Raw genomic sequence first — 25,223 nt, 5'->3', positions numbered from 1 at the left:
GACCAGGAAGTCGAACTGGTAGTTGCACAGCGCCTCGCCCAGGGCGGGGCCCGCGCGCGAGCGGCCTTGGCCGATCCCGCTTCGACGCCGGATTCGATAGCGATGGCGATGCGGGCGTGCGTTCGGCGCGGTGTCGCTGCCAACCGGCGACGCCGCGCCGTTCTTCCATATACGCGTGTCCTCCGTTCTGCTAAAGTAGACGAATCTGCGCGGCGCACCGCGCCGTAGGTTTCGCGCAACCGAGGCGAAACATGCAAGGGGGATCATTGGGGAGGCAAGAAGGTCGGCCCCAACGTGAGAAGGGAAAGGAGAGGGTATGAGCAGTACATTGGTACAGAAGTTCAAGAACGTGGGCCCCGGCGCGCTTGTGGCGGCCGGCTTCATCGGGCCCGGCACCGTCACCACGTGTACGGTTTCGGGTGCGAGCTACGGCTACACCATGCTGTGGGCACTGTTGTTCGCCACGGTGGCCACCATCATCTTCCAGGAGATGGCGTCGCGCGTGGGCATCGTCTCGGGCAAGGGACTGGGTGAAAACATCCGCGATCGTATTCCCAACAAGGCGCTGATGTGGATTGCGATCGTGATTGTTATCATCGCCATCTTCGTGGGCAACATCGCATACGAGACGGGCAACATCACGGGCGGCATCCTGGGCATCCAGGCGGTCCTGCCCGACGTGCCGATGATCCCCATCGTCATCGTGCTGGGTGTGCTGGCGTTCATCGCCATGTGGATCGGCTCGTACAAGGTGGTCGAGGTCATCCTCACGGCCATCGTGGTGTTCATGGGCGTGGTGTTCTTCGTCACGGCCATCGCGTCGTCGCCCGACTGGGGCGCCATCGCCACGGGCCTCTTCGTGCCGACGTTGCCCGAAGAAGGCTCGAAGGGCATCCTCACGGCCGTGGGCCTCATCGGCACCACCATCGTGCCGTATAACCTGTTCCTGCATGCGTCCGGTGCCTCCGAGCGCTTCAAGGACCCCGAGCAGGTTTCCGACGCCCGCTTTGACACCATCCTGAGCATCGGCCTGGGCGGCATCATCTCCATGGCCATCCTCATCTGCGCCGCCGCCAACATCTACGGCACCGATGCCGTGGTGGCGAACGGCAAGGACATGGCGTTGGCGCTGCAGCCGCTGCTGGGCTCGTGGGCCACGTGGATGATCGGCCTGGGGCTTCTGTGCGCCGGCTTCTCGAGCGCCATCACGGCTTCGTTCTCCGCCGCGTATGCCGTGAACGGCGTGCTGGGCTGGAAGAAGACGACGAAGGACCTGCGCTTCAAAGTGATCTGGATGATCGTGCTCCTGGCCGGCTGCATCATGGCGGTCGTGCTGGGCAAGAGCCCCACCGAGCTGATCCTGGTGGCGCAGGCGGCCAACGCCATCCTGCTGCCCATCATGGCGTTCTTCGTCATCTACTGCGCGAACGGCAAGGACCTGGGCAAGTGGCGCAACCACATCTTCGCGAACTGCGCGGGCGTGGTGATCATCGTCATCACGCTGTTCATGTGCTGGCGCAACATGTCCAGCTTCCTCACCTCGCTCCAGGCGCTCATCGGGGGCTAGGGCTAGGGCCTTCGCAACCGCAGATGCGCCCGCCGTTCGGCGGGCGCATCTGTTTATGATTCACGGTGGGTCGTGGCGGGCGCTTATGCGCCAGGCGCAGGCGACGCCTATCCTCGGCCTAGCGTGCGCCCACCGGCTTGATGGCGATGCTATCCTGCTCCAGCGCCTCGCGGATGCGGCGCACGAAGGCGAGGGCGGTAGGGGAGTCGCCGTGCACGCAGATCGTGTCGGCATGCAGGTCGATGAGCTTGCCGTTCACGGAGAGGATGGCGCCGTCGCGGATGGCGTTCTTCACCCGCTCGATAGCTTCCTCCTCGTTGCGGATGAGCGCGGCGGGGTCGTTGCGGCTCACCAGCTTGCCCTCGTCCGTATAGTTGCGGTCGGTGAAGAACTCCTCGGCGGTGACCAGGCCGATCTTTCGCCCCTCGTCCACGAGCGCGCTGTTCGCTAGGCCCACCAGCACCAGGTGATCGTCCACGTCGCGCACCGCCTGGGCGAGCGCGGCGGCAAGCTCCGGGTCCACGGCGGCATGGTTGTACAGCTGGCCGTGCGGCTTCACGTGCCGAAGCGGGACGCCGGCGGCGGCGCAGAACGCTTGCAGCGCGCCTATCTGGTACAGCATGTACGAGTAAGCCTCGTCGGGCGACAGGTTCATGTCGCGGCGGCCGAAGCCCTGCAGGTCGGGGTAGCCGGGATGCGCGCCGATGGCTATGCCGGCATCCGCTGCCATGCGTACGGTGTCGCGCATGACCATCGGGTCGCCCGCATGCTGCCCGCACGCAACGTTCGCGCTGGAAACGAGCGGGATGATCTGGTCGTCGAGCCCGAGCGTATAGCGCCCGAAGCTCTCGCCCAGGTCGCTGTTGAGGTCGATACGGTACATAAGCTGCCTTCTTTCCCACGGTGTTAGCTCCTATTGTAGAGCAAGGGTCGGCACGCTGCGAATACTTCACGCGCCTTCGGATTGCCCCCAATCTACCAGCACGCTTTCCACTTGCTGTATCAGCTGCTTTTTACCGGGTACGTGAGATACGTATCGCGAGGCGAAAACGGTGTTCTGCAATCCTCCGAGCGCGTATTCGGCTGTGACGGCGTCTTTGTCCGTGCATAAGATGATGCCGATGGGAGGATTATCGAACTCGTCGTTAATTTCGCAAGCATAGTAGTTCAGGTACATGTTGATTTGCCCGACCGCTTCCGGCATCAGCTTGGAGGTTTTCAACTCGATGAGCACGTATGCTCGGAGCAGCTTGTTGTAGAAGACCATGTCGACATGGTAGTGAGTGTTGTTGAGCGTGATCCGCTGCTGCGTGCCCACGAACATAAAGCCCTGACCCAGTTCAAGGAGGAATTTTTCAATATGGGTGACGAGTGCTCGTTCAAGCTCGCTCTCCGGGAGGGGTGCGTCGTCGGGAATTCCCAGGAATTCGAAGACGTATGGATCCTTGATGATATCGGCGGGTTGCACGACGCGGGCTTCGTCGTTCGAGGGGGAGAGCCTGCGCTGCATGCTCCAAGTGCTGCCCGATTGGATCAGCCGCTCGTACAGCGATGTCGATATCTGTCGCTTGAGCTCACGTACCGACCATCCGGCTTCGATGCATTCTCGCTCGTAGAAACGCCGCTTGTCAGGATCCGAGATGCTCAAAAGCTCGCAATAATGCGACCAACTCAATTTGCCAGACAGTGTCTGGCAAATTGGATAATCCAGATAGAGTAGGCGCATGTTCTGCAGATTCGAGCGCGAGAACCCCTTGCCGTATGTCTCGGTCAATTCTCGAGACAACCGCTTGAGCGTTGCAGCGCCGTACTCCGCGCGATCGGGGTTTTCCTGCTCGTGTTCCACTATGATGCGGCCGACATTCCAGTACGTGACCAGCATCTCATGGTTCACGTGCGCAATAGCACGCCGACGCCCCTGTTCCAACACGCGCTTGATGTCGTTGAAAACGGACTCGTAGGATGCGATTTCTTCATAAGACATGGCAAGCCTCCTCTTCGGTTCCCAAGGATGAGAAGATCTTGCTGGATCTTGCAGGCGTGGTACGGGCAACGGGGGAACGCGCTACCATCTATGGGCCGTCTGTTCGGAAGCGGCGCCTGCACTGGTTCTTTGTAGCGCATAATCTAATACACTGAAGGTTTAATTGCAAGAGCAAAAATCCCCCGCCTTCCAAAAAGAAAGGCGGGGGATTTTTGCTGCTTGGTGTCGAGGCTGATACAGCCCCGACGATTTTCCCTCGCAGAGCAGTTGTTCCGGGGTTCTATTCTTTCAGGTCGATGTTCTTCGTGTCGGTGATGAGCATGCATCCCGGGGCGTGGGTGATGGCGAACGGTGGCTTGCTGTTCATGACGATGGACTGGGGCGTGACGCCGCACGCCCAGAACACGGGCACCTCGCCGTCGCGGATCTCCACCGGGTCGCCGAACTCGGGGTGGGCCAGGTCGCGCACGCCGATGGCCGCAGGGTTGCCGATGTGGATGGGCGCGCCATGCACCTTGGGGATGGCGCCGGAGATCTGCACCGCCTTCACCACCTGGTTATACGGGATGGGGCGCATCGACATGACCATGTTGCCGGACATGCTGCCGGCGGGCGTGCACGGCACGCCGGTGAGGTACATGGGCACGTTGCAGCCCATGGTGTTGTGCCGGATCTCGATGCCGGCCTCGATGAGCTCGCTCTCGAACGAGAACGAGCAGCCGATGACGAACGACACCAGGTCGTCGCGCCAGTAGTCCTCGACGTTCTCCACCTCGGCTGTCAGCTGGCCGTGCTCGTAGATGCGATAGCGCGGGAAGTCGGTGGCGATGTCACAGTCGGTGGCGCAGATGGTGGCCTCGCGCGCGCCCGTCTCGGTGACCTCGAGCAGCGGGCAAGGCTTGGGGTTGCGCTGCGCGAACAGCAGGAAGTCGTAGGCCTGCTCGCGCGGCAGCACGATGAGGTTCGCCTGCGCATAGCCGGGGCACAGGCCGCTCGTCGGCGCCGTGAACGCGCCCGAGCGGATCAGCCGACGCGCCTCCACCGGCGACGCGGCAAGCATCTGGGCCCAAACCTCGTCGGCAACGCCCTCGGGCTTGGCAGGTTCCGGAGCATTCAACATGGCAGAACTCCCTTCTCGATAACTGCCCCCATTATCGCACGCCGCGCAGGCGATGAGGAGTGCTGGACGAAATCGGAGGCTATGGCAAGATCTGCTGCATCTGAAGCAGCAAAAATACCGCTCCGAACATCATAACCCCAGATCGCGCTCTGCTGCGCTCCTTCGCATCATGCCATAGCGCAAGATCTCTTCCATGACATGGAAAGTCATATATAAAAGCCGGTGCCGCACGGGCCCCGGCAGCCCCGTACCCTACACCTCGCCCTTCATGAAGCGGTCGATGAAGCTGGTGTCCGCCGCGCCGGCGGCGAACGTCTCGTTCTCCATGATGGCGTACTGGAAGTCCAGGTTCGTCTTCACGCCCACCACCACCATCTCCTCCAGCGCGGTGCGCATCTTGGCGATGGCCTCGGTGCGGTCGCGGCCGTGCACGATGATCTTGGCTATCATGGAATCGTAGTAGGGCGAGATCTCGTAGCCGTCGAAGGCAGCCGTGTCCACGCGCACGCCGTTGCCGCCGGGCAGGTGCATCTGGGAGATGGTGCCGGGCGACGGCAGGAAGCCGCGCTCGGGCTGCTCGGCGTTCACGCGGCACTCGATGGCGTGGCCGCGATACGTGATGTCGTCCTGCGTGAACGTGAGCGGGTCGCCCGCCGCCACGCGGATCATCTCCTGCACGATGTCGGTGCCCGTGACCATCTCGGTCACGGAATGCTCCACCTGCACGCGCGTGTTCATTTCCATGAAGTAGTAGTTCATCTGGTCGTCCAGCAGGAACTCTATCGTGCCGGCCGACGTGTAGCCCACGGCCTGCGCCGCGCGCACGGCAGCGTCCAGCATCTCGGCGCGCACCTCCGCGGACAGCGCGGGGGAGGGGCTCTCCTCGATCATCTTCTGGTGGTTGCGCTGCACGGAGCAGTCGCGCTCGCCCAGTGCCACCACGGTGCCGTACGTGTCGGCGATGACCTGCACCTCCACGTGGCGCGGGTTCAGCACGCAGCGCTCCAGGTACATGGTGTTGTCGCCGAACGCGCCCACGCTCTCGCGCTGCGCGATGGAGAACTGCTCGCAGAAGTCGTCCTCGGACAGGCTCACGCGCATGCCCTTGCCGCCGCCGCCCGACGACGCCTTGATCATGATGGGCCAGCCCACGGCACGCGCCTTCGCAAGCGCCTCCTCTGGCGCATGCACCGGCTCCTTCGTGCCGGGCACCACGGGCACGCCGGCCTCCATCATGGTCTTGCGGGCCTGGCTCTTGTTACCCATGCGGTCGATGACCTCGGGCGCGGGGCCTATGAACACGATGTCGTTCTCGCGGCACAGCTTCGCGAACGTGGAGTTCTCGGACAAGAAGCCGTAGCCCGGATGGATGGCTTGCGCGCCGGTGCCCTTCGCGGCGGACAGGATGGCGGCGATGTTCAGGTACGAGTCGCGCGCCGCGGGCGGCCCGATGCACACGCTCTCGTCGGCCAGGTACACGTGCAGCGCATGCTTGTCGGCCGTGGAGTACACGGCCACGGTCTTGATGTTCATGGCGCGGCACGCGCGGATGATGCGCACGGCTATCTCGCCGCGGTTCGCTATGAGGATCTTCTCGAACATGGCAGCCCTCGCGCCCTAGCGCGCTTCTGCGGTGGCGATGCGGAACAGCGGCTGGTCGTACTCCACCTGCGTCCCGTTGGCGGCCAGCACTTCCACCACCACGCCGGGGGCGGGCGCCGTTATCTCGTTCATCATCTTCATGGCCTCCACAATGGCCATGGTCTGGCCGGAGAGCACCTCTTGGCCCACCTTGACGAACGGGTCCTCGTCGGGGCTGGGCGACAGGTAGAACATGCCCACCATGGGACTGCGCACCAGCAGCGAGTCCTTGTCCACGTCCTCGAGCGCCGCGGCCTCGTGGCTCTCGGTCTTGCCGGCCAGAAGCGCGCTCACGCGGTCGGCCATGAGCGGCAGGGCCGACGACGGCAGCGGTCCGTGGCTGCGCTCCAGCTCGATCTTCGTCTCGCCGTCGTCCACGCGCAGGGCCGTGAGCTCGGCCTTGTCCATGATGGCGATGAGTTCTTCGATGGCTTTCGTGTCCATGGCGCTTCTCCTTGCACTTCTCTAGGCGGTGCGGCCGTTGCCGCGGCTCGCATTCTGCGGGGCGTCGTTGGCGCCCGCCTTCTCGTCGGGGGTTTCGTCGTACTGCAGCGCGTTGCGGCTCCCCACCCGCTCGGCGCGGTTCGCGCGGTCGATCCACAGCGTGTCGGCCTGCGTCTTCGCCGCCTGGCGCTCCAAGATGGGCGTGAGGCGGCGGGCCGTGCGGCGGGGCGAGATGCCGTCGGCGCTGGGTCGGCGCACTTTCAGCGCCAGCATCTCGAACTGGCGCGCTTCGGCGCGCAGCAATTCCTGGGCCTGCTGGACCGTCACGGGCTCGAAGCGCACGCGGCTGCCCGGCGGGCGCTGCACGAGCTTGGGGATGTCCACGGTGGCGATGGTGCCGATCTTCGCGTAGCCGCCCGTGGTCTGGCGGTCGGCCAGCATGATGATGGGCCGCCCGTGCGAGGGCACCTGCACGGCGCCGAACGCGATGCCGTCCGATATGATGTCCGACCCGTGCCTCGTCTCGATCTCCGGGCCGTCCAGGCGGTATCCCATGCGGTCGCACTTCGCGGTGGTGGTGTAGGTTTGGCCGTAGAAGGTCTCGATGCCCTGGTCGGTGAACAGGTCTTCCTGCGGCCCGGGCACCACGCGCACGAGCACCTCGTCATTTGCGAAGCCGTAGAAGGCGTCATCGTTGCCCGCATCGAGGCGGTGCGAGCCTAAATTCGGCAGGAAGTCCACGCCCTTGGTGACGAACGGGAGGTAGTCGCCCGTCATGAGCGTGCGCCCCTTCCAGCCGCCGAACTCGCACTTCAGGTTCGTGGAGCGGCTGCCCATGATCTCGGGTATGCGCACGCTGCCGCCCGCGATGGCCAGGTAGCCGTAGCAGCCCGTCTTCGCGGCGCCGAAGCGCAGGATGGAGCCTCGCTTCACCATGAGGGCCGTGTAGCGCGGGGCGGGCTCCCCGTCGATGGTGGCGCCGAAGTCGGCGCCCGTGATGGCGATGATCGTCTTGGTGGTGAAGCGCAAAAGGGGGCCGGCCAGCGCGAACTCCAGCACGGGGGTGTTCGGGTCGTTCTCTACCAGCAAGTTGGCAATGACGTAGGCGCGGCGGTCCATAACGCCGTTCGTGGAGAAGCCGCTGCCCTGGTAGCCGAAGCGGCCGTTGTCTTGGATCGACGTGTACACGCCGGGTTTTCTGACGACGAGGCCCATGCTATTCGTCCTCCACGAAGATCTGGTACTCGTAGGTGTTGGCGGCGAGCTGCTGTTCGATGGCGGCGTACTCGTCGGCTGTGATGGGCACGAAACGCAGGTACTCGCCGGCCGCGTACAGAATGGGCTCGGTGCGGTCCGGGTCGTAAGGGCGCAGCGGCGTGCGGCCGATTATCTGCCAGCCGCCGGGCGAGGCCAGCGGGTAGATGCCCGTCTGCGCGCCCCCGATGCCCACGCTGCCGGGCTCGATGCGCGTGCGCGGCGTGGCGAGGCGCGGCGTGTGCAGGCGCTCGTCGAGGCCGCCCAGGTACGCGAACCCGGGCAGGAATCCCAGCATGTCTATGAGGTAATCGTGCGCGGTGTGGATGTTCACGACCTCCTGCGGGGTGAGCCCGGCATGCGCGGCCACGTTGGCCAGGTCGGGACCGTACTCGCCGCCGTAGCACACGGGTATCTGCACGATCTTGCGCACGGAGAGGTCGGCCTCGCCCACGTCGCGCAGCTTCCCGCGCAGGTGCGCGGACAGCTCGTCGAACGTGACCACCAGGGGGTTGTAGTACACCATGAGCGAGCAGAACGTGGGCACGAGCTCGGTGATGCCCTCGATGGGGTCGGCAGTGAGGTTCTCCGCGGCCAGGCGGATCATCGCGCTCGTCTCCGGGGAGATCGCGTGTGCGAACTCCAGGTTGAGCGCCGAATCGCCGGCGATGGTGATGCTGAATCCCGCCATGTGGTTCCGTTTCTCGTCCGTTGGGCCGCTGCTGCGCGATTGCAGGGGTTCGGCCGCATCGCCGCACGACCGCAGGGGCCCGGTACCGGCATCGCCCACCGGTACGCATCGATGGCTCTGCCCATCAATGCTACACTTATCTATCGGTTATCTCGATAGGATTGTAGCATATATGGAAAAAGCACTGTTTCTTGCGGCGTTCTTCTTTGCCTACACCGTGCAGGCGGTCACGGGTTTTGCCGGCAACATATTCGCCATGCCCGTGGGCACCACGCTCTTGGGGTTGAGCCCCACGGTGTCTATCTTGAACGCGATGGGCTTCTTCGCATGCGGCCTCTTGGCCGTGCTGAACATCAAGCACGTGAACTGGCGCGAGTTCGGCAAGATCATCGCCGTCATGATCGTGTTCATGGTGGTGGGCATCTGGCTGGATACGCTCATGCCGCTGCATGTGCTGCTTAAGATATACGGCGCCGTGATCGTGTTCATCGGCGCGAAGAACCTCATCTTCACCCGCCAGAAGTTCCTGCCGGAGTGGGCGCTGTGGATCATCCTGGCGCTGGCGGGCCTCATCCAAGGCATGTTCGTGTCGGGCGGCGCGCTGCTGGTGATCTACGCTGTGCAGAAGTTGCGCGACCAGCAGGAGTTCCGCATCACGCTCTCTCTCATCTGGACGGTGCTGAACTTCATCTACGCGTGCATCGCGTTCCAGCAAGGGCACTTCACGGGCGACGTCGTGCAGATCATCGTCATGTGCATCCCGTTGGCCATCGTGGCCACCGTGCTGGGCAACAAGCTGCAGAAGAAGATCAGCCGCGAGAAGTTCCTGAAGCTCACGTACGTGCTGCTGCTGTTCATCGGCGTGGTGCTGCTGGTGACGTCATAGGCCCGCCACGGTTCTGGCCGACGGGTGCCCTTTCGGGCGGACGGGGGCTCGGTTTCGTTTTGCTTGGAGCATGAATCATCTTTCGCTATATTATTCATGAATAATATAGCTATGCGTATTCATCTCGGATAACTATTGTTCTTTGAACATTATATGAATAATAGATCGCATGAGGGGAACAAGACTATAGTGTCAACGTCAATTACAGAGAGAGACGATGAACCGAAAGAAGGAACCCCTCATGACCGAAGCAACCAAGACCCTGGCGCAACTGAAGAAGGCCAGCAAGCTCACGCGCCTCGCGTTCCACAAGAACGGCCCGAAAAGCTACAAGCGCGGCCAGGGCGCCCTGCTGAACGCCCTGCTGGCGGACGACGGCACCACGCAGCGCGAGTTGGTGAAGACCATGGGTATGGACCGCGGCGACCTCAAGGGCATCGTGAAGAAGGCCGAGCGCAACGGCTACGTGACCATCGAGGACTGCGACGCGAAGCACACCTATGCCGTGAAGCTGACCGACGAGGGCCGCAAGGTGGCCGAGAAGCGCGTGGCCGCCAACGACAAGACGGCCGAGGATATCCTCGACTGCCTGTCCGCCGACGAGGTGGCCCAGCTGAACGCCCTTACCGAGAAGCTCATCCTGTCTTGCAAGGACAAGGGCATCAACGGCAAGAAGAAGGGCCGCAAAGCCCACAGCTGCCACTGCTGCTAGCGCTCGAGGGAAGGGCCCGGTGCGTGGAGCATCGGGCCCTTCCTGCGCTGCATGCCGTCCCGTGCATCGCGATCGTCTGTTGCTGCCGCAGGCGCCCTACTTGCAGTACGCGCCGCGGGATCCGGACGGCAGCTGGGCTTCCGGGCAGGGCCGATGCGTTGGTTCGGCATCTCCTCCTGCTCGCATTCCGCTGCTGCGACTGCAACCGCGCGCTTATCGATTCCGTTGCCGAAACGGCGTGCGCTGGGGGTTCACGGACGGGGATCGGAACCGGTACAATAGGGGCAAGGCGAGGCAAGGAGCATCCATGGCGCAGTACCAACGCATCTTCGCAGCACTCGACGGCGCATCCACGCAGAAGGCGGTGGCCCAGCGGGCTGTGGCGCTCGCGGCCGACAACGGGGCACGGCTCCTGTTCGGCCACGTGGTAGACTCGGTTCCCAACGAGGCGAACGGGGCCGACTATGAAGCCCTGTGCGCGGAAGGCGTCATGCGCATCGAGGACGAGCTCGCCGACGAGCTTCGCGCGGTGCGCGAGAACCCCGCCATCCCGTCCGTCGACGTGCAGGTGCGCGCGGGGCGCGTGGCCGAAACGCTGGCCGAGCAGCTTATCGAGCCCTTCGCGCCCGATTTGGTAGTGTGCGGCGAGCGCGGGCTCTCCAACATCAAGTACGTGTTCGTGGGCAGCGTGTCCACCTACCTCATCCGCAACCTGCGCTGCGACGTGCTGGTGGTGAAGCAGGCCTGAGCCTTATCCGATGCGGATCGGCCCCGGCTCCCTACCTTGTTTTCCATCTTTGCTTTAATGGTTGCACTTGCTGGTTTCGCTCGGTGAAAAGGCGTAAAATGGCACGTTGATTTAGCGGTGCCCGCGGATGTGGCGTCGGAGCGTTCGATGGGCGGAGGCAGAGAGAAGCTCGCGATGACGCACGTTCCCGATCGTCCGGCCCCTTCGTCGCTCGTGAGCGAGGGCGACAGCGTTCTTGTGGACACGCTTCGCCTGAGCGTGAGCAAGCACAAGGTTGACGAGCACTTCACGCTCGTGTGGGCCAACCGCTACTACTACGACTTCATCGGCTATCCCAAAGACGAGTACGAGGCGCTGTTCCACAATCGGCCCGATCTCTACTTCGCGGACAATCCCGAGGACTTTGCCGTCATTGCCGAGCATGTGACGGAGGCTTTCGAGAAGAACACGGGTGGATACGAGTGCATCGCCGGGCTGAACGTGAAGGGCGGCCATAAATGGGTGAAATTCGCCTCGACGTTCCTCGACGAGTACGTGGACGGCTACCAGCTGTCCTACACCACCATGACCGACGTGACCGACCTGGTGGAGGCGCGGCAACATCTGGAGGAAGCGAACGAGGAGCTGGAACGGCTCGCGTTCGTTGACCCCGTGACGGAGGGCTTCAACCAAACGCGGTTCGACCTGACCGCCCGCCATGCCATCGACCGGGCCGAGCCGGGGGCCTACGCCCTGGTGGCGCTGGATCTGAAGAAGTTCAAGCTGCTCAACGAGATACAGGGCACGGAAAGCGGCGACATGGTGCTGCGCTATGTGTACGATTGCCTGCGCGCGCATCTCGACGGGGACGAATGTGTGGGCCGCATCAACGCCGACGCCTTCAACGTGCTCATGCGCAACGAGGACCAGCAGGCCATGTACGAGCGCATCGACGGCATGGTCCAGGACGTCAACCGCTTCAACGTGGATGCGGAGCGGCCGTACTTCCTCTCGTTCACGGTGGGCGTGTACCCCATCGACGACACGAGCCTGCCCATGACGCTTGTGCGCGACCGGGCGAACGTCGCGCGCGGCTCCAGCAAGGAAGCGTCGAATGCGCGCCATTTCACCTGCGTGTTCTACAGCGATGTCGACCGCCAGAATTTGCTGTCCGAGCAGGACATGGAGAACCGCATGCACGGCGCGCTCGAGCGGGGCGAGTTCGTGGCATACTTCCAGCCCAAGCAACGCCTGGCCGACGGCTCCATCGGGGGTGCCGAGGCGCTCGTGAGGTGGATCGACCCGGCGCGCGGTCTCGTGCCGCCCGACGACTTCGTGCCGTACTTCGAGCGCAACGGCTTTATCATCAACGTTGACCTGTGCGTGTTCGAGCAGGTGTGCGCCCTGTTGGCCTCGTGGATCGAGCAGGGGCGGCAGCCGGTGCCCATCTCGGTGAACATGTCGCGCGCGCACCTGCGCGAGCAGGATTTTCTCACCCCCTACGAGCAGATCCGCGCACGCTACGGCGTGCCGGCATCGCTCATCGAGTTCGAACTGACCGAGACGCTGGTGTTCGGCGATCCCGAGACGTTCATGGGCGTGATCGACCTGCTGCACGCGCGCGGCTACCGCTGCTCGCTCGACGACTTCGGCAGCGGGTATTCGTCGCTCAATGTGCTGAAGGACGTGGACATAGACACGATGAAGCTCGACCGCGCGTTCTTCTCGGCCGGCGACGATGCTGGCCAGCGCGAATGGGACGTGGTGGAGTCCGTGGTGGACCTGGCGAAGAAGCTGGATTTGGGCACGGTGGCCGAAGGCGTCGAGGAGCCCGGCCAGGCGGCCCGCCTGCGCGCCATCAACTGCGACATGCTGCAGGGCTACGTGTTCTCACGTCCCGTACCGGTGGCCGAGTTCGAGCAGATGCTGTTCGGCGCGTAAGCGGGTGTGCAGCGCCCGACGCGCTGGCATGCTGTTCGTCGGGCAGCCGCCGCTGGATTCCCGCTGTGCGCGGCAGGCGGACGCGTGCTAAGCGCGCGCGGCGGCCGCCTTGCGGTTGACGACGCGCTTGAACATGATCACGAGCAGCACCAGCCCCACGCCCACCATGATATGGCCGATGCCCGCAATCCCGGACAGGGCCGCGTCGGGCAGCGACAGGACCGTGCCCGTCACCTGCGCCACCCCGCGCACGAGCATCATGCCAGCCGTGATGACCAGCCCGATGTTGTATACGAGGTAGAACGGCTTGAACAGCCGGTCGCCGGTGAAGTCGCTGGCGAGGGCGAACAGCGTGGCGATAAGGAACACGAGGAAGCCGAGCGCCAGCAGGTGCGGATGCATGAACCCGAGCGCGGTCTGCCCGGCGAAGCCGGAGAGCTTCGTGAACTCGCGGAAGAACACGCCGGCGGCCGCACCGGCAATGAGGTAGACGAGGGCCGTGTTGATGAGGCGCTTCATATGATTCCTTTCAAATAGCAATAAATGAACGTTGTTCATTATGAGAGTTCGTCCAGGGGGATGCAAGGCTTTCGGGCAAACTGTTCCGAAGTTGCGATTCGGCAACCGGGTAGCCCGCCGACCGTGCGACCGTGCAATCAGGTGAAAGTGCGACCAATCGCCGGGCGCATTGCACGACCGGGCATTCAGGGCGAGGGCCCGGCCGGGCAGGCACGCCCCCGGCCGGGCGGTACACGCGCCGCTGGTCTTGCGCGCCGTTCGTTGTGCTACCCTGTTCATCATCTAAAGCAGGCGGGAAGACGAGGACGTGGTGCACATGGTGAACGAGAGAATGTACGGGCTGGGAGCGGAGCCGAGCGCGATTCGCGAGCTGTTCGCGTACGGCATGGCGCGCAAGGCGGAGATCGGCGCCGACAGCGTGTTCGACTTCAGCATCGGGAACCCTAGCGTGCCCGCGCCCGACGCCGTGAAGCAGGCGGTGCTCGAGCTCATGGAGGAGGAGCCGAGCGCGCTGCACGGCTACTCGCCGGCGGCTGGCGACCCGCGCGTGCGGGCCGCGGTGGCCGACCATATCCGCCGCCGCTTCGACGTGCCGGCCTCGCCCGACCAGGTGTACCTGACGGCGGGTGCCGCGGCGGGCCTGGCCATCTCCATCTGCGCCGTCACGGAGCCGGGCGACGAGGTGGTCGTCATCGCGCCGTTCTTCCCCGAGTACCAGGTGTGGATAGAGACCGCCGGCTGCACGCGCGTGGAGGTGCCGGCGCACGTGCCCGACTTCCAGCTTGACATCGATGCGCTGGACGCGGCCATCGGACCCGCAACGGCCGCCGTCATCATCAACTCGCCGAACAACCCGGTGGGCGCCGTGTACACGCGCGAGAACCTGGAGGCCCTCGCCGCGCTGCTGGCGCGCAAGGAGGCCGAGCTGGGACGCAAGATCTACGTCATCAGCGACGAGCCGTACCGCGAGATCACCTACGGCGCCGAGGTTCCCTACGTGCCGTGCGTGTGGCCGCGCACCATCGTATGCTACTCGTACTCGAAGTCGTTCTCGTTGCCGGGCGAGCGTATCGGCTATATCTACGTGTCCGACCTCATGGACGATGCGGCCGAGGTGTCCACGGCCGTGGCAGGCGCGGGACGCGCGCTCGGGTTCATATGCGCGCCGGTGCTGTTCCAGCGCGTGATTGCCGCCTGTATCGACGAGCCGAGCGACGTGGCGTCCTACGCCGAGAACCGCCGCCTGCTTACCGAGGGCCTGGGCGCGCTGGGCTACGAGTTCGTGGAGCCCGACGGCGCGTTCTACCTGTGGGTGCGCGCGCTTGAGGACGACGCCCAGGCGTTCAGCGACCGCGCGAAGGCCCATGAGCTCCTGCTGGTGCCCTCCGACAGCTTCGGCGTGCCCGGCTGGGTGCGCGTGAGCTACTGCGTTTCGCGCGCCACCATCGAGCGCTCGATGCCCGCGTTCAAGGCGCTCATGGAGGAGTACCGGGGGTAGGGGCTCCCAACTTCGCGCGCAACGAAGCGACGGCGGCCGGAGGGCCGCCGTCGCTTCGTTGCGGGGTATGCCGCCACGGCATAGAGCGTTCGGCAAAACCGCATTTCCCCTATGCGCTGGTCAGAACCTACACTGCGAGCAACGTCAAGTAGGCGGCGATCGACAGGAGGAGAACATGCTGACGGTATCGGAGCACGTGTACGACGAGGCGACGGGCATCGACCACTACGTATTCGAGCCTGGGGCCATGAAGGCGCAGGTAAAGGTGACTGAAACGAACGGCGAGCCCCAGGTGCTCCTCGGTGTGGAGGGCATGGCCGTCCAGCAAAGCGTTTCGGAGCCCACGTGGACGGTTTGCATGAACAAGGAGATTGTCGAGCGGGCGCTTGCCGATTATCGCGAACGCCGGATGTGAGAATCTGGCTGTTGGATCTTTAGAGCAAGGGGCGCGCCGTTATCGCAACGGCGCGCCCCTTGTCATAGTGCTCGGCTTTCGCCATTCGCGCGGAGCGCTTCCTGGGCCGTGTAATAGTCGGATGCTCCCTGTGGCTTGCCGATAGCCCCGCGCCTCATGTTGTGCAAATAGGGTTCATGGCACGAAGGGCACGCGGCTGCGCCTGGCTTGACGGGTTCGCCGCATGAGGAGCAGGTGAGCTCAAGTTTGAGGGAGAATATCCCGCATTTGTTGCAGTGGTTGCACGGGTAGCAGGGCATGGCAATTCCTAACAGTGTTCGCGCTCGGCAAGGTCGGCTTCCATGAAGTCGATGAAGCGATCGAGCGCCGGGTTGAGGTTCCCTATGTGGTACAGGGCCGAAAGGGGAAACGAGGTCGCCTCGCCGGTGAGCTCGATCACGCGGCATGACGAGGGGAGCCCCGCTTCGATGCGCTTCACGAAGTTGACCCCGGCGATGAGCACGTCGTTGCCGATGGTCGACGAGAGCGTGAGAAGATCGGTCAGGCGCATGGAGTACCTTCGCCGTGTTTTCGGTGCGAACCCGTTGAGCAGGCAGGCCCGCTCGATAAACCGCCATGCCTCGCTGACGTGCGCGCCCTCTATCCTGACCAGCGTCTCGTGGCGAAGATCCTCGATGTCGATGGATGCGCGGTTTGCGAAGGGGTGGCCGGCGTCGACGATGGCGGCCCATGGGCAACGGCCCACGATCACGGCCCCCACGGTGTCGTCATCGAGCTCGCTGGGTTCGAAGTAATCGAAGGCGACGTCGATGGAGCCGGCCTTGACGAAGTCGATGGGCCGTTTATGGTGGCAGCTTCGAACCTGGATGAAGCCGGTGCCGTACTCGCTTTCCGCAGAGGTGATGAAGCGTCCGAGCAGGGCCATCACGACCGTCTCGTCGGTGAGTCCCGTCACGGAAAGGCGTGCCGGCGCCTCGCTCTTTATGCGGCGTGCCTCCTCGTAGAACATGCTCTGCGCATCGAGGATCTTGTATGCAAAGGGGAGCAGCGCATTGCCGGCCTCGGTGAGGCGCATGGCAGATCCCGTCCGCTCGAACAGCGACAAGCGCAGTTCCTTCTCGAACGAGATGATGTGCTTGCTCAGCGTTGGCTGGGACATGTTGAGCATGCGGGCTGTTTCCGTGATGTTCAGCCTCTTGGCCAGCTCGACGAACTCGTTGAAGGCGCTGATATCCAAAGCCGACTCGCCCCCTGTTATAACCACCGAGGTCAACGATGTGTTTTTCGATCTATGAGATTCCCTTTTCCACCTCTCGCTCGAACCAACATACCACATTCGCCCGGCATGGTTCGAATTCCCGGGTGGCATGGGCGGCAGGCATAAAAAGAATCCATCGCGGAGCTTTTTATCATTATTTCCATGCGGCATGCCCTTCCTATAATGCGCCCCATCCGATGCCGGACCGAACGGGGAAGCGGGCCGAATTCGGCAGAACAGCCGAGAGGAAGGGGAATTCTATGAGTTCCGCACAGGTTAAAGAGGGGTTCAACAAGGCGATCATTCCCATCATGGCGATCTTCGCGCTCGGCGCCTCCCAAGGAGGCGTCAACGCTGGCCTGGCCACCATGGGGGCGGCGTTCCCGGAGGCGGGGCCGAACATCGGCTACGTGATCAGCATGGTGGCGCTCGGCATGATTCCGTCGGGCATCATCTCGGGCGCGGTCACGGGCCTGTTCATCAAGTACCGCACCTCCATCATAGCCGCCATCGTCCTGTACATCGTTTCAGGATGCTGGCCGTTCTTCATGGGGAGCGGCGAGTCGTTCGGCATGCTGCTGGCATCGCGCTTCGTGTTCGGCTTCGCGGTAGGGTGGTCGTACCCGCTCGCCCAGGCGCTCACGTTCAAGACGTTCGACAACGAGAACAAGCGCGCGAGCATCCTCGGCGCCGGCATGGCGTTCTTCAATCTTGGCAGCCTGATCATGGAGCTTGCCGGCGGGTACCTTGCGCTTGTGAGCTGGCAGGCGTGCTTCCTGGTCTACCTGATCGGCATCATCCCGCTCGTCATCGTCATCTTCATGCTGAAAGAGCCCGAGCGTGATTCCGAGCAGGCGGCCGAGCTCGCTGCCGAGACGGGCGGCGAGGTGAAGACGAAGATACCGCCCATCGCCTTTTTGTACATGCTCATGCTCACGCTTATCGTTGCGTTCGCCATGCCCACGATCCTGTACTGCTCGTTCGTGCTGCCCGACTCGGCCATCTCCGGTTGGGTGCTCTCGGCCATGACGCTTGTGGGCGCCGTCACGGGCTTCACGCTGGGGCCGGTGTACAAGAAGCTCAAGAAGTGGACGCTGCCGGTAGCGGGGCTGTTCCTGGGCGTGCTGTACGTCGTCTGCGCCCTCAACGCGCAGCCGGGCAGCTTCAACCTCGTGGTGTACATCGCGACGTTCCTCGTGGGGCATTGGGGCTTCGCCATCGTGATCCCCGCCACGGGCAACATGATCACGAACCTGGTGCCCATTGGCGCAGCCACGCGCGCCATGGGGTTCAACACGGCGTTCCATCAGGCCGGCTGCTTCCTTGCGACCCCGGTGGCAACGCTGGTCATGGGATTGCTGGGCGCGCAGGCGGTCACCGACCTGCTGCTTCCCTGCAGCATCGTCATCGTGGTGCTGGGCGTGCTCCAGTTCGTGCTGGCGGGCTTCACCGATATGTCCGAATACGATGACGGCTACGGCAAGGTCGAGCTGCATCACGACGCCTAAGCGAGACGGCGCGCCAAGCGCACGGCATTCCAGGAGGATTGCCCGCTTCCCCTGTTCGGTTCGCACATCGAAGCAACAAAGAGAGGAGACATCCATGTCGAACGATTACTACGAAAGCCACCGAGGCGAATGGCAGTGGCAGGACGGCGAGTACACCGTCACGCGCACGACCGCCTGGTCGGGGCCCGGTTGCCACGACGGCTGCGGCGTGCTGTACTACACGAAGGACGGCAAGCTGGAGAAGGTGGAGGGCGACCCCGATAACCCGTTCAACCAGGGCGCGCTGTGCATGCGCTGCCTGGAGATGCCCGAGTTCGTGAACAACCCCACGCGCCTCGGCCACCCCATGAAGCGTGCCGGCGAGCGGGGCGAGAACAGATGGGAGCGCGTGTCCTGGGAGGAGGCGCTCGACCTCATCGAGGAAAAGGTACGCGCCATCTGGAAGGACTACGGCCCCGAGTCCATCGTCTGCCATATCGGCACCGGGCGCAACAACTGCGACCAGATACCGTACCTGTGCTACGCGGCGTTCGGATCGCCGAACTTCTCCATGGGCTATCTGGCCGGCGACTCCTGCTTCTGCCCGCGCTCCGCGTCGATGGCGTCGCAGAACGGCGACTTCATGATCGCCGACTGCTCGCAGCAGTTCGAGAAGCGCTACGACGAGAGCACGGGCTGGCGCTGCCCCGAAGTCATCGTGAACTGGGGCTGCAACGCGGTCGTCTCGAACTCCGACAACTTCTTCGGCGGCTGGATCGTGGACTGCATGCAGCGCGGCTCCAAGATGATCACCATCGACCCGTCGCTCACCTGGCTGGCCTCCCGCTCGGCGTACTGGCTGCGCGTGCGCCCGGGCACCGACGCGGCTTTGGCCATGGCCATGCTCAACGTCATCATCTCCGAGGACCTCTACGACCACGATTTCGTGGCCAAGTGGTGCTACGGCTTCGACGAGCTTGCCGAGCGCGTGCGCGACTGGACGCCCGAGCGGGCTGCGGAGGTTTGCTGGGTCGAGGCCGAGGACATCGTGGGCGCCGCCCGCCTGTACGCCCAGGCCGACCCCGCCGCCATCCAGTGGGGGCTCAAGCTCGACCAGACCACCAACGCCACCGCCACCGCGTGCGCCGTCAACTCGCTGTGGGCCATCACGGGCAACGTGGACAATCCCGGCGGCAACATCATCATCCGCAACGCCTTCGACCAGAACCTCTCGTACGGCTACGGGTACCACCTGCTGCCGCCCGAGGTGCAGGCGAAGCGCCTGGGGGCCGAGTTCCCGCTGATGAGCCGTGCGGGCTACAGCTCCTCCGCCCATGCGGACTCCGTGCTGAAGGCCATCGAGACTGGCGAGCCGTATCCTATCCGCATGGTGTGGATGACGTCCACGAACCCCATCGCCAACATGGGCGCCGACGCGCCGCGCCTGTTCCGCGCCTTGAAGAGCGTCGATTTCGTGGTGGTGAACGACCTGTTCATGACGCCAACCGCCATCGCCTTCGCCGATCTGGTGCTGCCGGCCGCCATGTCTCCCGAACGCAACTCGCAGCGCTGCTGGTGGGTTCCGAACCGCACGCTCACCAAGGTCACCCAGTACGAGGAGTGCGTCTCGGACGACGACCTGGTCACCATGGTGGGCAAGCGCCTGCACCCCGAGAACTTCCCCTGGGACGACAACGTGGGATGGATCAACCACATCTTCGAGCACGAGACGAACGACGAGCTGCCCTACAAGAGCTTCGAGGAGGCGCAGAAGGTCGTGTGGTCCTACCCGGCGTTCACCTACCTCAAGCACGAGAAGGGCCTGCTGCGCCCCGACGGGCAGCCCGGGTTCAACACGCCGTCCGGTCGCATCGAGCTGTACAACACGAACCTCATGCTGTGGGGCTACGACCCGCTGCCCGACTTCAAGGAGCCCAGCTGCTCCCCGGTGAGCAGCCCCGAGCTCGCCGAGAAGTACCCGCTCGTCCTGACCACCGGCGCGCGGTCCTTCGAGTTCTTCCATTCCGAGCATCGCCAGGAGGGCACGACGTCGCGCGAGCTGCATCCCGACCCGCTGTTCGAGATGAGCCCTGCCGCCGCCGAGGCCGCGGGCATCTCCGAGGGCGATTGGGCCTGGATCGAGAACCAGCGCGGCCGCTGCCGCCAGAAGCTGCACGTGAACCCCTCGCTCGACGACCGCGTGGTGCGCGCCGAGCACGGCTGGTGGTTCCCCGAGACCGAGGGGGCGGAGCCGAACCTGTACGGCGTGTTCGATTCCAACATCAACAACCTCACCCCGCAGTGCGAGAACGGCGACACCGGCTTCGGCGCCCCGTACGCGAACCAGCTGTGCCGCGTGTACCCGTGCACCGAGGAGAACAGCCGTGTCCTGCCGGGCGAGCAGGTCACGAGGCGCGGGGGCTATTCCAAGGTAATCGACGAGTCCAACGGCGACGTGAAGGTGGGTGCTATCTATGGCTAACGCATTGATGATCGACTACGAGTTCTGCACGGGCTGCCACGCCTGCGAGGTGGCCTGCAAGAAGCATTTGGGCCTGCCCGCGGGCCAGCACGGCATCCGCGTGCTCCAGGACGGCCCCCGCGAGCTGGAGAACGGCAGGTGGGAGTACAACTTCCTGCCCATGCCCACTTCGCTGTGCGACCTGTGCGCCTCCCGCCTGGCCGAGGGCAAGGACGCCGCCTGCGCCCACCACTGCCCGGCCCACTGCATGGCGCTCGGGCCGGCCGAGGAGCTGGCGGCACGGTTCGACGGGAAGGTCGACCGCGCGCTGTTCGTTCCCGCTCAGTAACGACGGTTCGCGCCGGGTGCCCTGCCGCCCGGCGCGGTTATGGAAGGAGAAGCAATGGATCAGGCCAATAGCTACTACGAGGCCCATAAGGGCGAGGTGGAGTGGCGAGACGGCGACTACACGGTGACGCGCACGACGGTGTGGTCGGGACCCGGCTGCCATGACGGCTGCGGCGTGCTGTACTACACGAAGGACGGCAAGCTGGAGAAGGTGGAGGGCGATCCCGACTGCCCCTTCAACCAGGGCACGCTGTGCATGCGCTGCCTGGAGATGCCCGAAGCCGTGAACCATCCCGACCGGCCGACCGGTCCGCTCAAGCGGGCGGGCGAGCGCGGCGAGAACAAGTGGGAGCCCGTCACCTGGGACGAGGCCTACGACATCATCGAGGAGAAGGTGCGCGCCATCTGGAAGGACTACGGCGCCGAGTCCATCGCGTGCATGATCGGCACCGGCCGCAACAACTGCTGGCAGATCCCGTACCTGTGCTATGCGGCGTTCGGCTCGCCGAACTTCTGCCTGGGATTCCTCTCGGGCGAGTCGTGCTTCCAGCCGCGCTCGGCGGCCATGGCCTCCATGAACGGCGACTTCCTCATCGCCGACATGTCGCAGCAGTTCGAGAGCCGCTACGACACCGAGAACACCGAGTGGGTTCCGCCCGAGATGATCGTGGTCTGGGGATGCAACCCCATCGCCTCGAACTCCGACAACTTCTACGGCGGCTGGGTCGTCGACTGCATGCAGCGCGGCAGCCGGTTGATCACCGTCGACCCGTCGCTCACTTGGTTGGCGGCCCGTTCCGACTACTGGCTGCGCCTGCGCCCCGGCACCGACGGCGCGCTCGCCCTGGCCATGCTCAACGTCATCATCTCCGAGGACCTCTACGACCGCGAGTTCGTCGAGAAGTGGTGCTACGGGTTCGACGAGCTTGCCGAGCGCGTCAAGGAATGGACGCCGGAGCGGGCAGAGGCGGTGTGCTGGGTTCCGAAGGACACCATAATCGGGGCGGCGCGCGCCTACGCGAAGGCCAAGCCCGCCACCATCCACTGGGGCCTGCCCATCGACCAGGCGGTTGTCGGTATCCCCACGGCGCAGGCCATCAACGCGCTGTGGGCCGTCACTGGCAACACGGACGTGCCGGGCGGTAACATCATCATCCGCAACGCGTTCGAGCAGAACGTGTCGTACAACTACGGCTACCAGACCCTTCCCGCCGAGGTGCAGGCCAAGCGCATCGGCGCGGAGTACCCGCTCATGTCCAAGGCCGGGTTCAGCTCCACGGCCCATTCGGACTCCATCCTGCAGGCCGTCGAGACCGGCAAGCCGTATCCCATCCGCATGCTCTGGCTTTCCTCCACGAACCCTATTGCCAACATGGCGTCCGACGCGCCGCGCGTCTACCGGGCGGTGCGCACCCTCGACTTCGTCGTGGTGTCCGACCCGTTCCTCACCCCCACGGCCGTGGCGTTTGCCGACGTGTTCCTGCCGGCGTCCATGAGCTGCGAGCGCAACACGCAGCGCGTGTGGTGGGTGCCGCTGCGCGGCATGAAGAAGGTGACGCAGTTCGCCGACGTGCGTTCCGACGACACCATCGTCACGGATCTCGGACGCCGCCTGCATCCCGAGAACTTCCCCTGGACCGACGACATCGGCTGGACGAACGACATCCTCGTCAACGACACGCCAGGTTACGACGGCGACTTCGACCAGCTGTGCAAGGACGTGTACGTCTATCCCGCGTTCGAGTACCGCAAGCACGAGAAGGGCCTGCTGCGCCCCGACGGGCAGCCCGGTTTCAACACGCCGTCCGGCCGCGTCGAGCTCTACAACAGCATCTTCGCGCTGTGGGGCTACGACCCGCTGCCGCAGTGGGAGGAGCCATCCTGCTCGCCGTACGCCTCGCCGGAGCTGTACGAGCAGTACCCCTTCGTGCTGACGACGGGCGCGCGCTCGGTGGAGTTCTTCCATTCCGAGCATCGCCAGCTGGAGACGAGCCGCGAGTTCCACCCCGACCCGCTGTTCGAGATGAGCCCGAAGGCTGCCGAGGCCGCAGGGCTGTCCGAGGGGGATTGGTGCTGGCTGGAGAACCATCGCGGCCGCTGCCGCCAGAAGCTGCACGTGAACCCCTCGCTCGACGACCGCGTGGTGCGCGCCGAGCACGGCTGGTGGTTCCCGGAGCAGGAGGCCGCGGAACCTGTCCTGTTCGGGGTGTTCGACTCCAACATCAACAACCTGTTGCCGCAGTGCGAGAACGGGCCGACCGGTTACGGTGCCCCGTACAAGAACCAGCTTTGCCGTGTGTACGCCTGCACGGAGGAGAACAGCGCCGAGCTGCCCACGGCATGCGTGACGAGGAAGGACGGGTACTCGAAATGAGCGCTAACGCATTGATGATCGACTACGAGTTCTGCACGGGCTGCCACGCCTGCGAGGTGGCCTGCAAGAAGCATTTGGGCCTGCCCGCGGGCCAGCACGGCATCCGCGTGCTCCAGGACGGCCCCCGCGAGCTGGAGAACGGCAGGTGGGAGTACAACTTCCTGCCCATGCCCACTTCGCTGTGCGACCTGTGCGCCTCCCGCCTGGCCGAGGGCAAGGACGCCGCCTGCGCCCACCACTGCCCGGCCCACTGCATGGCGCTCGGGCCGGCCGAGGAGCTGGCGGCGAAGGCCGCCGAGAAGACGCGGTGCGTGGTCTTCTCCTAGGCTCCCGGATAGAGGCGGCCGGCACCCGGCGATGCGTGGTGCCGGCCGAGGACAACGCAAACGTTTCGACAGACAAGGAGAATCCTATGTGCTTCAGACCAGCCACGGTCGCCCCCGACAAGACCTGCCCTGCGTGCGGCGCAACCTGTGCCGGGGACGCCACGACGTGTTCCGCGTGTGGCGCCGACCTGCCCCAGGCCGCAATGCCCCCCATGCCGGGCGCTCCCGGCGCGCCCGGTGCTCCGGGAGCGCCGAAGCCGCCGGCGGCGCCGGGAATGCCCGGGGCACCCGCGAAGCCGGGGGCCCCGCAGCCTCCAGGTTCGGCCAGCTAGCGCGAGGCGGGCGTCCATGAGGCGCGAAGGCGGTGCGCGCCGGCACTATGTGCGGGTGGCGTTGCCGCTCATGCTGGTCGCGCTGTCCGTGACGGTTATCCAGTACCAGATACCCACCATCATGGAACGCGTCATGGACGAGTTCTCTATGGATGCCGGCAGCGCTTCGTGGCTCATGTCGGTGTTCACGCTCGTCGGGATTGTCGCCGCCCTGCCTGTCGGGGGCCTTGCCGGACGGATCGGGGCGAAAAGGCTCATGGTGGGCGCGGCGTTCCTGGCCGGCCTTGCCGCCTTGGCCTCGGCGTTCGCCAACGCGGCGCCCATGCTGCTCGCCCTGCGGGCCCTCGAGGGCCTGGGTTTGGTCGCCATCGTCGCGAGCGGGCCGTTGGTCATGCAGCGCTGTGTCGATCCTCGCTGCATCGGATCGGCCACGGGCATCTGGATGCTCGGGGGCATGCTCGGGGCGACGCTGGCGGGCATCTCGACGCCCGTGCTGTACGAGGCGGTGGGTTTTCGCGGGCTTTGCCTCGCCTATGCGGGCCTGGCGGCGCTCTCGGGGGTGGTTTTGCAGGTGGCGGTGAAGGTGCCGCAAAACGATGCGGCGGGCGATCTTGTTGACGAGCGCGTTCCTTCAGGGACGACCCCGCGCAGACTGGTATTGGACGAAGGGAGGCTGCGTGTGTTCCTCGCGCGCGACACGTGGTGCTTCCTAGTGCCGTTTGCGCTGTTCCAGATGCTTTTGCTGAGCGTGCTGTCGTTCGCGCCGACGGCGATGCAGCAGCGGGGCGCGGGGGCGGTGGAATCGGGGTTCGCCAGCACGCTTCCCATGCTGCTGGCCATCGTGTCGTCGTTGGCGTTCGGCCGGCTCTCCGATCGTTTCGGGCGAAACAAGCCGCTCTACCTTACGGGGATGCTCGCCATGGCGCCATGCGCGTTGCTGCTCTTGACGACGACGGGTCCGGTCATGTGGGCGGCGGCCGTGGCCATGGGATTGTTCGCGATGGGCGCACCGACCGTGGTCGTGGCCGCGTACCCGCGCATGCTCGGCAAGCCGGAGCTTCTTGGCGTCGGGATGGGCGTGCTGCTGCTCGTGCAGTCGCTTGGCCAGTTCCTCGGGTCGTTCGTTCCGTCGCTTCTGCTTGGGCCCGACCTGACGCAGTGGGCGCTCTGCGGTGCGGTGCTGTGTGCGGCGGGTTTGGCGGGGGCTGCCCTGGTCATCGCGTGCAGGTTCGATTGAG

At 64.7% G+C, this 25,223-nt stretch carries 22 protein-coding genes; 13 read left to right on the top strand and 9 right to left on the bottom strand.

Annotated features, from left to right (window positions below):
- Nucleotides 1-316 precede the first annotated feature (316 nt).
- A complete protein-coding gene (locus K9U15_RS00460; RefSeq protein WP_096227668.1) occupies nucleotides 317-1,567 on the top strand; it encodes an Nramp family divalent metal transporter in 1,251 nt (416 codons plus the stop codon).
- Between the two features lie 118 nt (nucleotides 1,568-1,685).
- On the opposite strand, the gene K9U15_RS00455 is transcribed toward K9U15_RS00460, so the two are convergent.
- The 7 genes from K9U15_RS00455 to pxpB all read right to left on the bottom strand — a co-directional run bounded on the left by K9U15_RS00455 (nucleotide 1,686) and on the right by pxpB (nucleotide 8,701).
- Nucleotides 1,686-2,450: a LamB/YcsF family protein gene (locus tag K9U15_RS00455; protein WP_096227669.1), complete on the bottom strand. Its 765-nt coding sequence runs from the start codon at nucleotides 2,448-2,450 to the stop codon at nucleotides 1,686-1,688.
- Between the two features lie 66 nt (nucleotides 2,451-2,516).
- Nucleotides 2,517-3,551: a YhcG family protein gene (locus tag K9U15_RS00450; RefSeq protein WP_096227670.1), complete on the bottom strand. Its 1,035-nt coding sequence runs from the start codon at nucleotides 3,549-3,551 to the stop codon at nucleotides 2,517-2,519.
- Nucleotides 3,552-3,831: 280 nt separating this feature from the next.
- Nucleotides 3,832-4,671, bottom strand: coding sequence for a putative hydro-lyase (locus K9U15_RS00445; protein ID WP_096227671.1), 840 nt, complete (start codon nucleotides 4,669-4,671; stop codon nucleotides 3,832-3,834).
- Nucleotides 4,672-4,923: 252 nt separating this feature from the next.
- Nucleotides 4,924-6,273 carry an acetyl-CoA carboxylase biotin carboxylase subunit gene (gene accC / locus K9U15_RS00440; protein WP_087191741.1) on the bottom strand — a complete coding sequence of 450 codons (1,350 nt, stop codon included), beginning with the start codon at nucleotides 6,271-6,273 and terminating at the stop codon, nucleotides 4,924-4,926.
- Nucleotides 6,274-6,288: 15 nt separating this feature from the next.
- Entirely contained in the window at nucleotides 6,289-6,756 is a 468-nt protein-coding gene (gene accB / locus K9U15_RS00435) for an acetyl-CoA carboxylase biotin carboxyl carrier protein (RefSeq protein ID WP_087191742.1), read from the bottom strand.
- Nucleotides 6,757-6,777: 21 nt separating this feature from the next.
- A complete protein-coding gene (locus tag K9U15_RS00430; RefSeq protein ID WP_301155417.1) occupies nucleotides 6,778-7,971 on the bottom strand; it encodes a biotin-dependent carboxyltransferase family protein in 1,194 nt (397 codons plus the stop codon).
- 1 nt (nucleotide 7,972) lies between these two features.
- Nucleotides 7,973-8,701 (bottom strand): 5-oxoprolinase subunit PxpB, encoded by a 729-nt coding sequence (gene pxpB, locus K9U15_RS00425; RefSeq protein WP_087191744.1) that lies wholly within the window; start codon nucleotides 8,699-8,701, stop codon nucleotides 7,973-7,975.
- A gap of 172 nt (nucleotides 8,702-8,873) precedes the next feature.
- Here pxpB and K9U15_RS00420 point away from each other — a divergent pair, with 172 nt between their 5' ends.
- The 4 genes from K9U15_RS00420 (at nucleotide 8,874) to K9U15_RS00405 (ending at nucleotide 12,967) form a co-directional block, all read left to right on the top strand.
- Nucleotides 8,874-9,587, top strand: coding sequence for a sulfite exporter TauE/SafE family protein (locus K9U15_RS00420; RefSeq protein WP_087191745.1), 714 nt, complete (start codon nucleotides 8,874-8,876; stop codon nucleotides 9,585-9,587).
- Between the two features lie 241 nt (nucleotides 9,588-9,828).
- Nucleotides 9,829-10,299, top strand: a complete 471-nt coding sequence (locus K9U15_RS00415; RefSeq protein WP_301155416.1) for a MarR family winged helix-turn-helix transcriptional regulator — start codon at nucleotides 9,829-9,831, stop codon at nucleotides 10,297-10,299.
- A 307-nt stretch (nucleotides 10,300-10,606) separates the two neighbouring features.
- Nucleotides 10,607-11,047: a universal stress protein gene (locus K9U15_RS00410; protein WP_301155415.1), complete on the top strand. Its 441-nt coding sequence runs from the start codon at nucleotides 10,607-10,609 to the stop codon at nucleotides 11,045-11,047.
- A gap of 174 nt (nucleotides 11,048-11,221) precedes the next feature.
- The gene (locus tag K9U15_RS00405; RefSeq protein ID WP_301155414.1) at nucleotides 11,222-12,967 is read left to right on the top strand and encodes a bifunctional diguanylate cyclase/phosphodiesterase; all 1,746 of its coding nucleotides are present in this window, start codon (nucleotides 11,222-11,224) and stop codon (nucleotides 12,965-12,967) included.
- An 87-nt stretch (nucleotides 12,968-13,054) separates the two neighbouring features.
- Here K9U15_RS00405 and K9U15_RS00400 read toward each other — a convergent pair whose 3' ends face one another.
- Nucleotides 13,055-13,486 carry a DUF2871 domain-containing protein gene (locus K9U15_RS00400; protein WP_301155413.1) on the bottom strand — a complete coding sequence of 144 codons (432 nt, stop codon included), beginning with the start codon at nucleotides 13,484-13,486 and terminating at the stop codon, nucleotides 13,055-13,057.
- A gap of 316 nt (nucleotides 13,487-13,802) precedes the next feature.
- On the opposite strand from K9U15_RS00400, the gene K9U15_RS00395 reads away from it, so the two are divergent.
- Both K9U15_RS00395 and K9U15_RS00390 read left to right on the top strand, forming a co-directional pair.
- Nucleotides 13,803-14,984: a pyridoxal phosphate-dependent aminotransferase gene (locus K9U15_RS00395; RefSeq protein ID WP_015540026.1), complete on the top strand. Its 1,182-nt coding sequence runs from the start codon at nucleotides 13,803-13,805 to the stop codon at nucleotides 14,982-14,984.
- A 175-nt stretch (nucleotides 14,985-15,159) separates the two neighbouring features.
- A complete protein-coding gene (locus K9U15_RS00390; RefSeq protein ID WP_015540025.1) occupies nucleotides 15,160-15,399 on the top strand; it encodes a hypothetical protein in 240 nt (79 codons plus the stop codon).
- Nucleotides 15,400-15,706: 307 nt separating this feature from the next.
- Here K9U15_RS00390 and K9U15_RS00385 read toward each other — a convergent pair whose 3' ends face one another.
- On the bottom strand, nucleotides 15,707-16,636 hold the full coding sequence (locus tag K9U15_RS00385; protein ID WP_049784142.1) for a LysR family transcriptional regulator: 930 nt from the start codon (nucleotides 16,634-16,636) through the stop codon (nucleotides 15,707-15,709).
- A 281-nt stretch (nucleotides 16,637-16,917) separates the two neighbouring features.
- Between K9U15_RS00385 and K9U15_RS00380 the strand changes: the two genes are divergently transcribed.
- The 6 genes from K9U15_RS00380 to K9U15_RS00355 all read left to right on the top strand — a co-directional run bounded on the left by K9U15_RS00380 (nucleotide 16,918) and on the right by K9U15_RS00355 (nucleotide 25,222).
- Nucleotides 16,918-18,165, top strand: coding sequence for an MFS transporter (locus K9U15_RS00380; RefSeq protein ID WP_301155412.1), 1,248 nt, complete (start codon nucleotides 16,918-16,920; stop codon nucleotides 18,163-18,165).
- A 94-nt stretch (nucleotides 18,166-18,259) separates the two neighbouring features.
- Nucleotides 18,260-20,626, top strand: coding sequence for a molybdopterin-dependent oxidoreductase (locus K9U15_RS00375; protein ID WP_096227679.1), 2,367 nt, complete (start codon nucleotides 18,260-18,262; stop codon nucleotides 20,624-20,626).
- Nucleotides 20,619-20,954, top strand: a complete 336-nt coding sequence (locus K9U15_RS00370) for a 4Fe-4S binding protein (protein ID WP_301155411.1) — start codon at nucleotides 20,619-20,621, stop codon at nucleotides 20,952-20,954. Before K9U15_RS00375 ends, K9U15_RS00370 begins: the two co-directional genes overlap by 8 nt.
- Nucleotides 20,955-21,008: 54 nt before the next feature.
- A complete protein-coding gene (locus K9U15_RS00365; RefSeq protein ID WP_301155410.1) occupies nucleotides 21,009-23,327 on the top strand; it encodes a molybdopterin-dependent oxidoreductase in 2,319 nt (772 codons plus the stop codon).
- A complete protein-coding gene (locus tag K9U15_RS00360; protein ID WP_123673171.1) occupies nucleotides 23,324-23,653 on the top strand; it encodes a 4Fe-4S binding protein in 330 nt (109 codons plus the stop codon). The genes K9U15_RS00365 and K9U15_RS00360 overlap by 4 nt, the downstream gene beginning before the upstream one ends.
- 348 nt (nucleotides 23,654-24,001) lie before the next feature.
- The gene (locus tag K9U15_RS00355; protein WP_123673173.1) at nucleotides 24,002-25,222 is read left to right on the top strand and encodes an MFS transporter; all 1,221 of its coding nucleotides are present in this window, start codon (nucleotides 24,002-24,004) and stop codon (nucleotides 25,220-25,222) included.
- Nucleotide 25,223: the final 1 nt, after the last annotated feature.

This window comes from Gordonibacter sp. RACS_AR68 (assembly GCF_030418485.1).
In the GTDB taxonomy this organism is placed as follows: domain Bacteria; phylum Actinomycetota; class Coriobacteriia; order Coriobacteriales; family Eggerthellaceae; genus Gordonibacter; species Gordonibacter urolithinfaciens.
The sequence above is the reverse complement of the archived record's forward strand: the minus strand, read 5'-3'. Positions and strand labels throughout refer to the sequence as shown.

Excerpts from the sequence above, each read along its gene's own strand:
- K9U15_RS00420 (WP_087191745.1), top strand. The coding sequence starts at position 8,874 with ATGGAAAAAGCACTGTTTCTTGCGGCGTTCTTCTTTGCCTACACCGTG.
- K9U15_RS00370 (WP_301155411.1), top strand. The coding sequence starts at position 20,619 with ATGGCTAACGCATTGATGATCGACTACGAGTTCTGCACGGGCTGCCAC.
- K9U15_RS00400 (WP_301155413.1), bottom strand. The coding sequence starts at position 13,486 with ATGAAGCGCCTCATCAACACGGCCCTCGTCTACCTCATTGCCGGTGCG.
- K9U15_RS00455 (WP_096227669.1), bottom strand. The coding sequence starts at position 2,450 with ATGTACCGTATCGACCTCAACAGCGACCTGGGCGAGAGCTTCGGGCGC.
- accC (WP_087191741.1), bottom strand. The coding sequence starts at position 6,273 with ATGTTCGAGAAGATCCTCATAGCGAACCGCGGCGAGATAGCCGTGCGC.
- K9U15_RS00410 (WP_301155415.1), top strand. The coding sequence starts at position 10,607 with ATGGCGCAGTACCAACGCATCTTCGCAGCACTCGACGGCGCATCCACG.
- K9U15_RS00405 (WP_301155414.1), top strand. The coding sequence starts at position 11,222 with ATGACGCACGTTCCCGATCGTCCGGCCCCTTCGTCGCTCGTGAGCGAG.
- K9U15_RS00375 (WP_096227679.1), top strand. The coding sequence starts at position 18,260 with ATGTCGAACGATTACTACGAAAGCCACCGAGGCGAATGGCAGTGGCAG.
- K9U15_RS00355 (WP_123673173.1), top strand. The coding sequence starts at position 24,002 with ATGAGGCGCGAAGGCGGTGCGCGCCGGCACTATGTGCGGGTGGCGTTG.
- K9U15_RS00460 (WP_096227668.1), top strand. The coding sequence starts at position 317 with ATGAGCAGTACATTGGTACAGAAGTTCAAGAACGTGGGCCCCGGCGCG.
- K9U15_RS00395 (WP_015540026.1), top strand. The coding sequence starts at position 13,803 with ATGGTGAACGAGAGAATGTACGGGCTGGGAGCGGAGCCGAGCGCGATT.
- pxpB (WP_087191744.1), bottom strand. The coding sequence starts at position 8,701 with ATGGCGGGATTCAGCATCACCATCGCCGGCGATTCGGCGCTCAACCTG.
- K9U15_RS00380 (WP_301155412.1), top strand. The coding sequence starts at position 16,918 with ATGAGTTCCGCACAGGTTAAAGAGGGGTTCAACAAGGCGATCATTCCC.
- K9U15_RS00390 (WP_015540025.1), top strand. The coding sequence starts at position 15,160 with ATGCTGACGGTATCGGAGCACGTGTACGACGAGGCGACGGGCATCGAC.
- K9U15_RS00445 (WP_096227671.1), bottom strand. The coding sequence starts at position 4,671 with ATGTTGAATGCTCCGGAACCTGCCAAGCCCGAGGGCGTTGCCGACGAG.
- K9U15_RS00365 (WP_301155410.1), top strand. The coding sequence starts at position 21,009 with ATGGATCAGGCCAATAGCTACTACGAGGCCCATAAGGGCGAGGTGGAG.
- K9U15_RS00415 (WP_301155416.1), top strand. The coding sequence starts at position 9,829 with ATGACCGAAGCAACCAAGACCCTGGCGCAACTGAAGAAGGCCAGCAAG.
- K9U15_RS00450 (WP_096227670.1), bottom strand. The coding sequence starts at position 3,551 with ATGTCTTATGAAGAAATCGCATCCTACGAGTCCGTTTTCAACGACATC.
- K9U15_RS00430 (WP_301155417.1), bottom strand. The coding sequence starts at position 7,971 with ATGGGCCTCGTCGTCAGAAAACCCGGCGTGTACACGTCGATCCAAGAC.
- accB (WP_087191742.1), bottom strand. The coding sequence starts at position 6,756 with ATGGACACGAAAGCCATCGAAGAACTCATCGCCATCATGGACAAGGCC.
- K9U15_RS00360 (WP_123673171.1), top strand. The coding sequence starts at position 23,324 with ATGAGCGCTAACGCATTGATGATCGACTACGAGTTCTGCACGGGCTGC.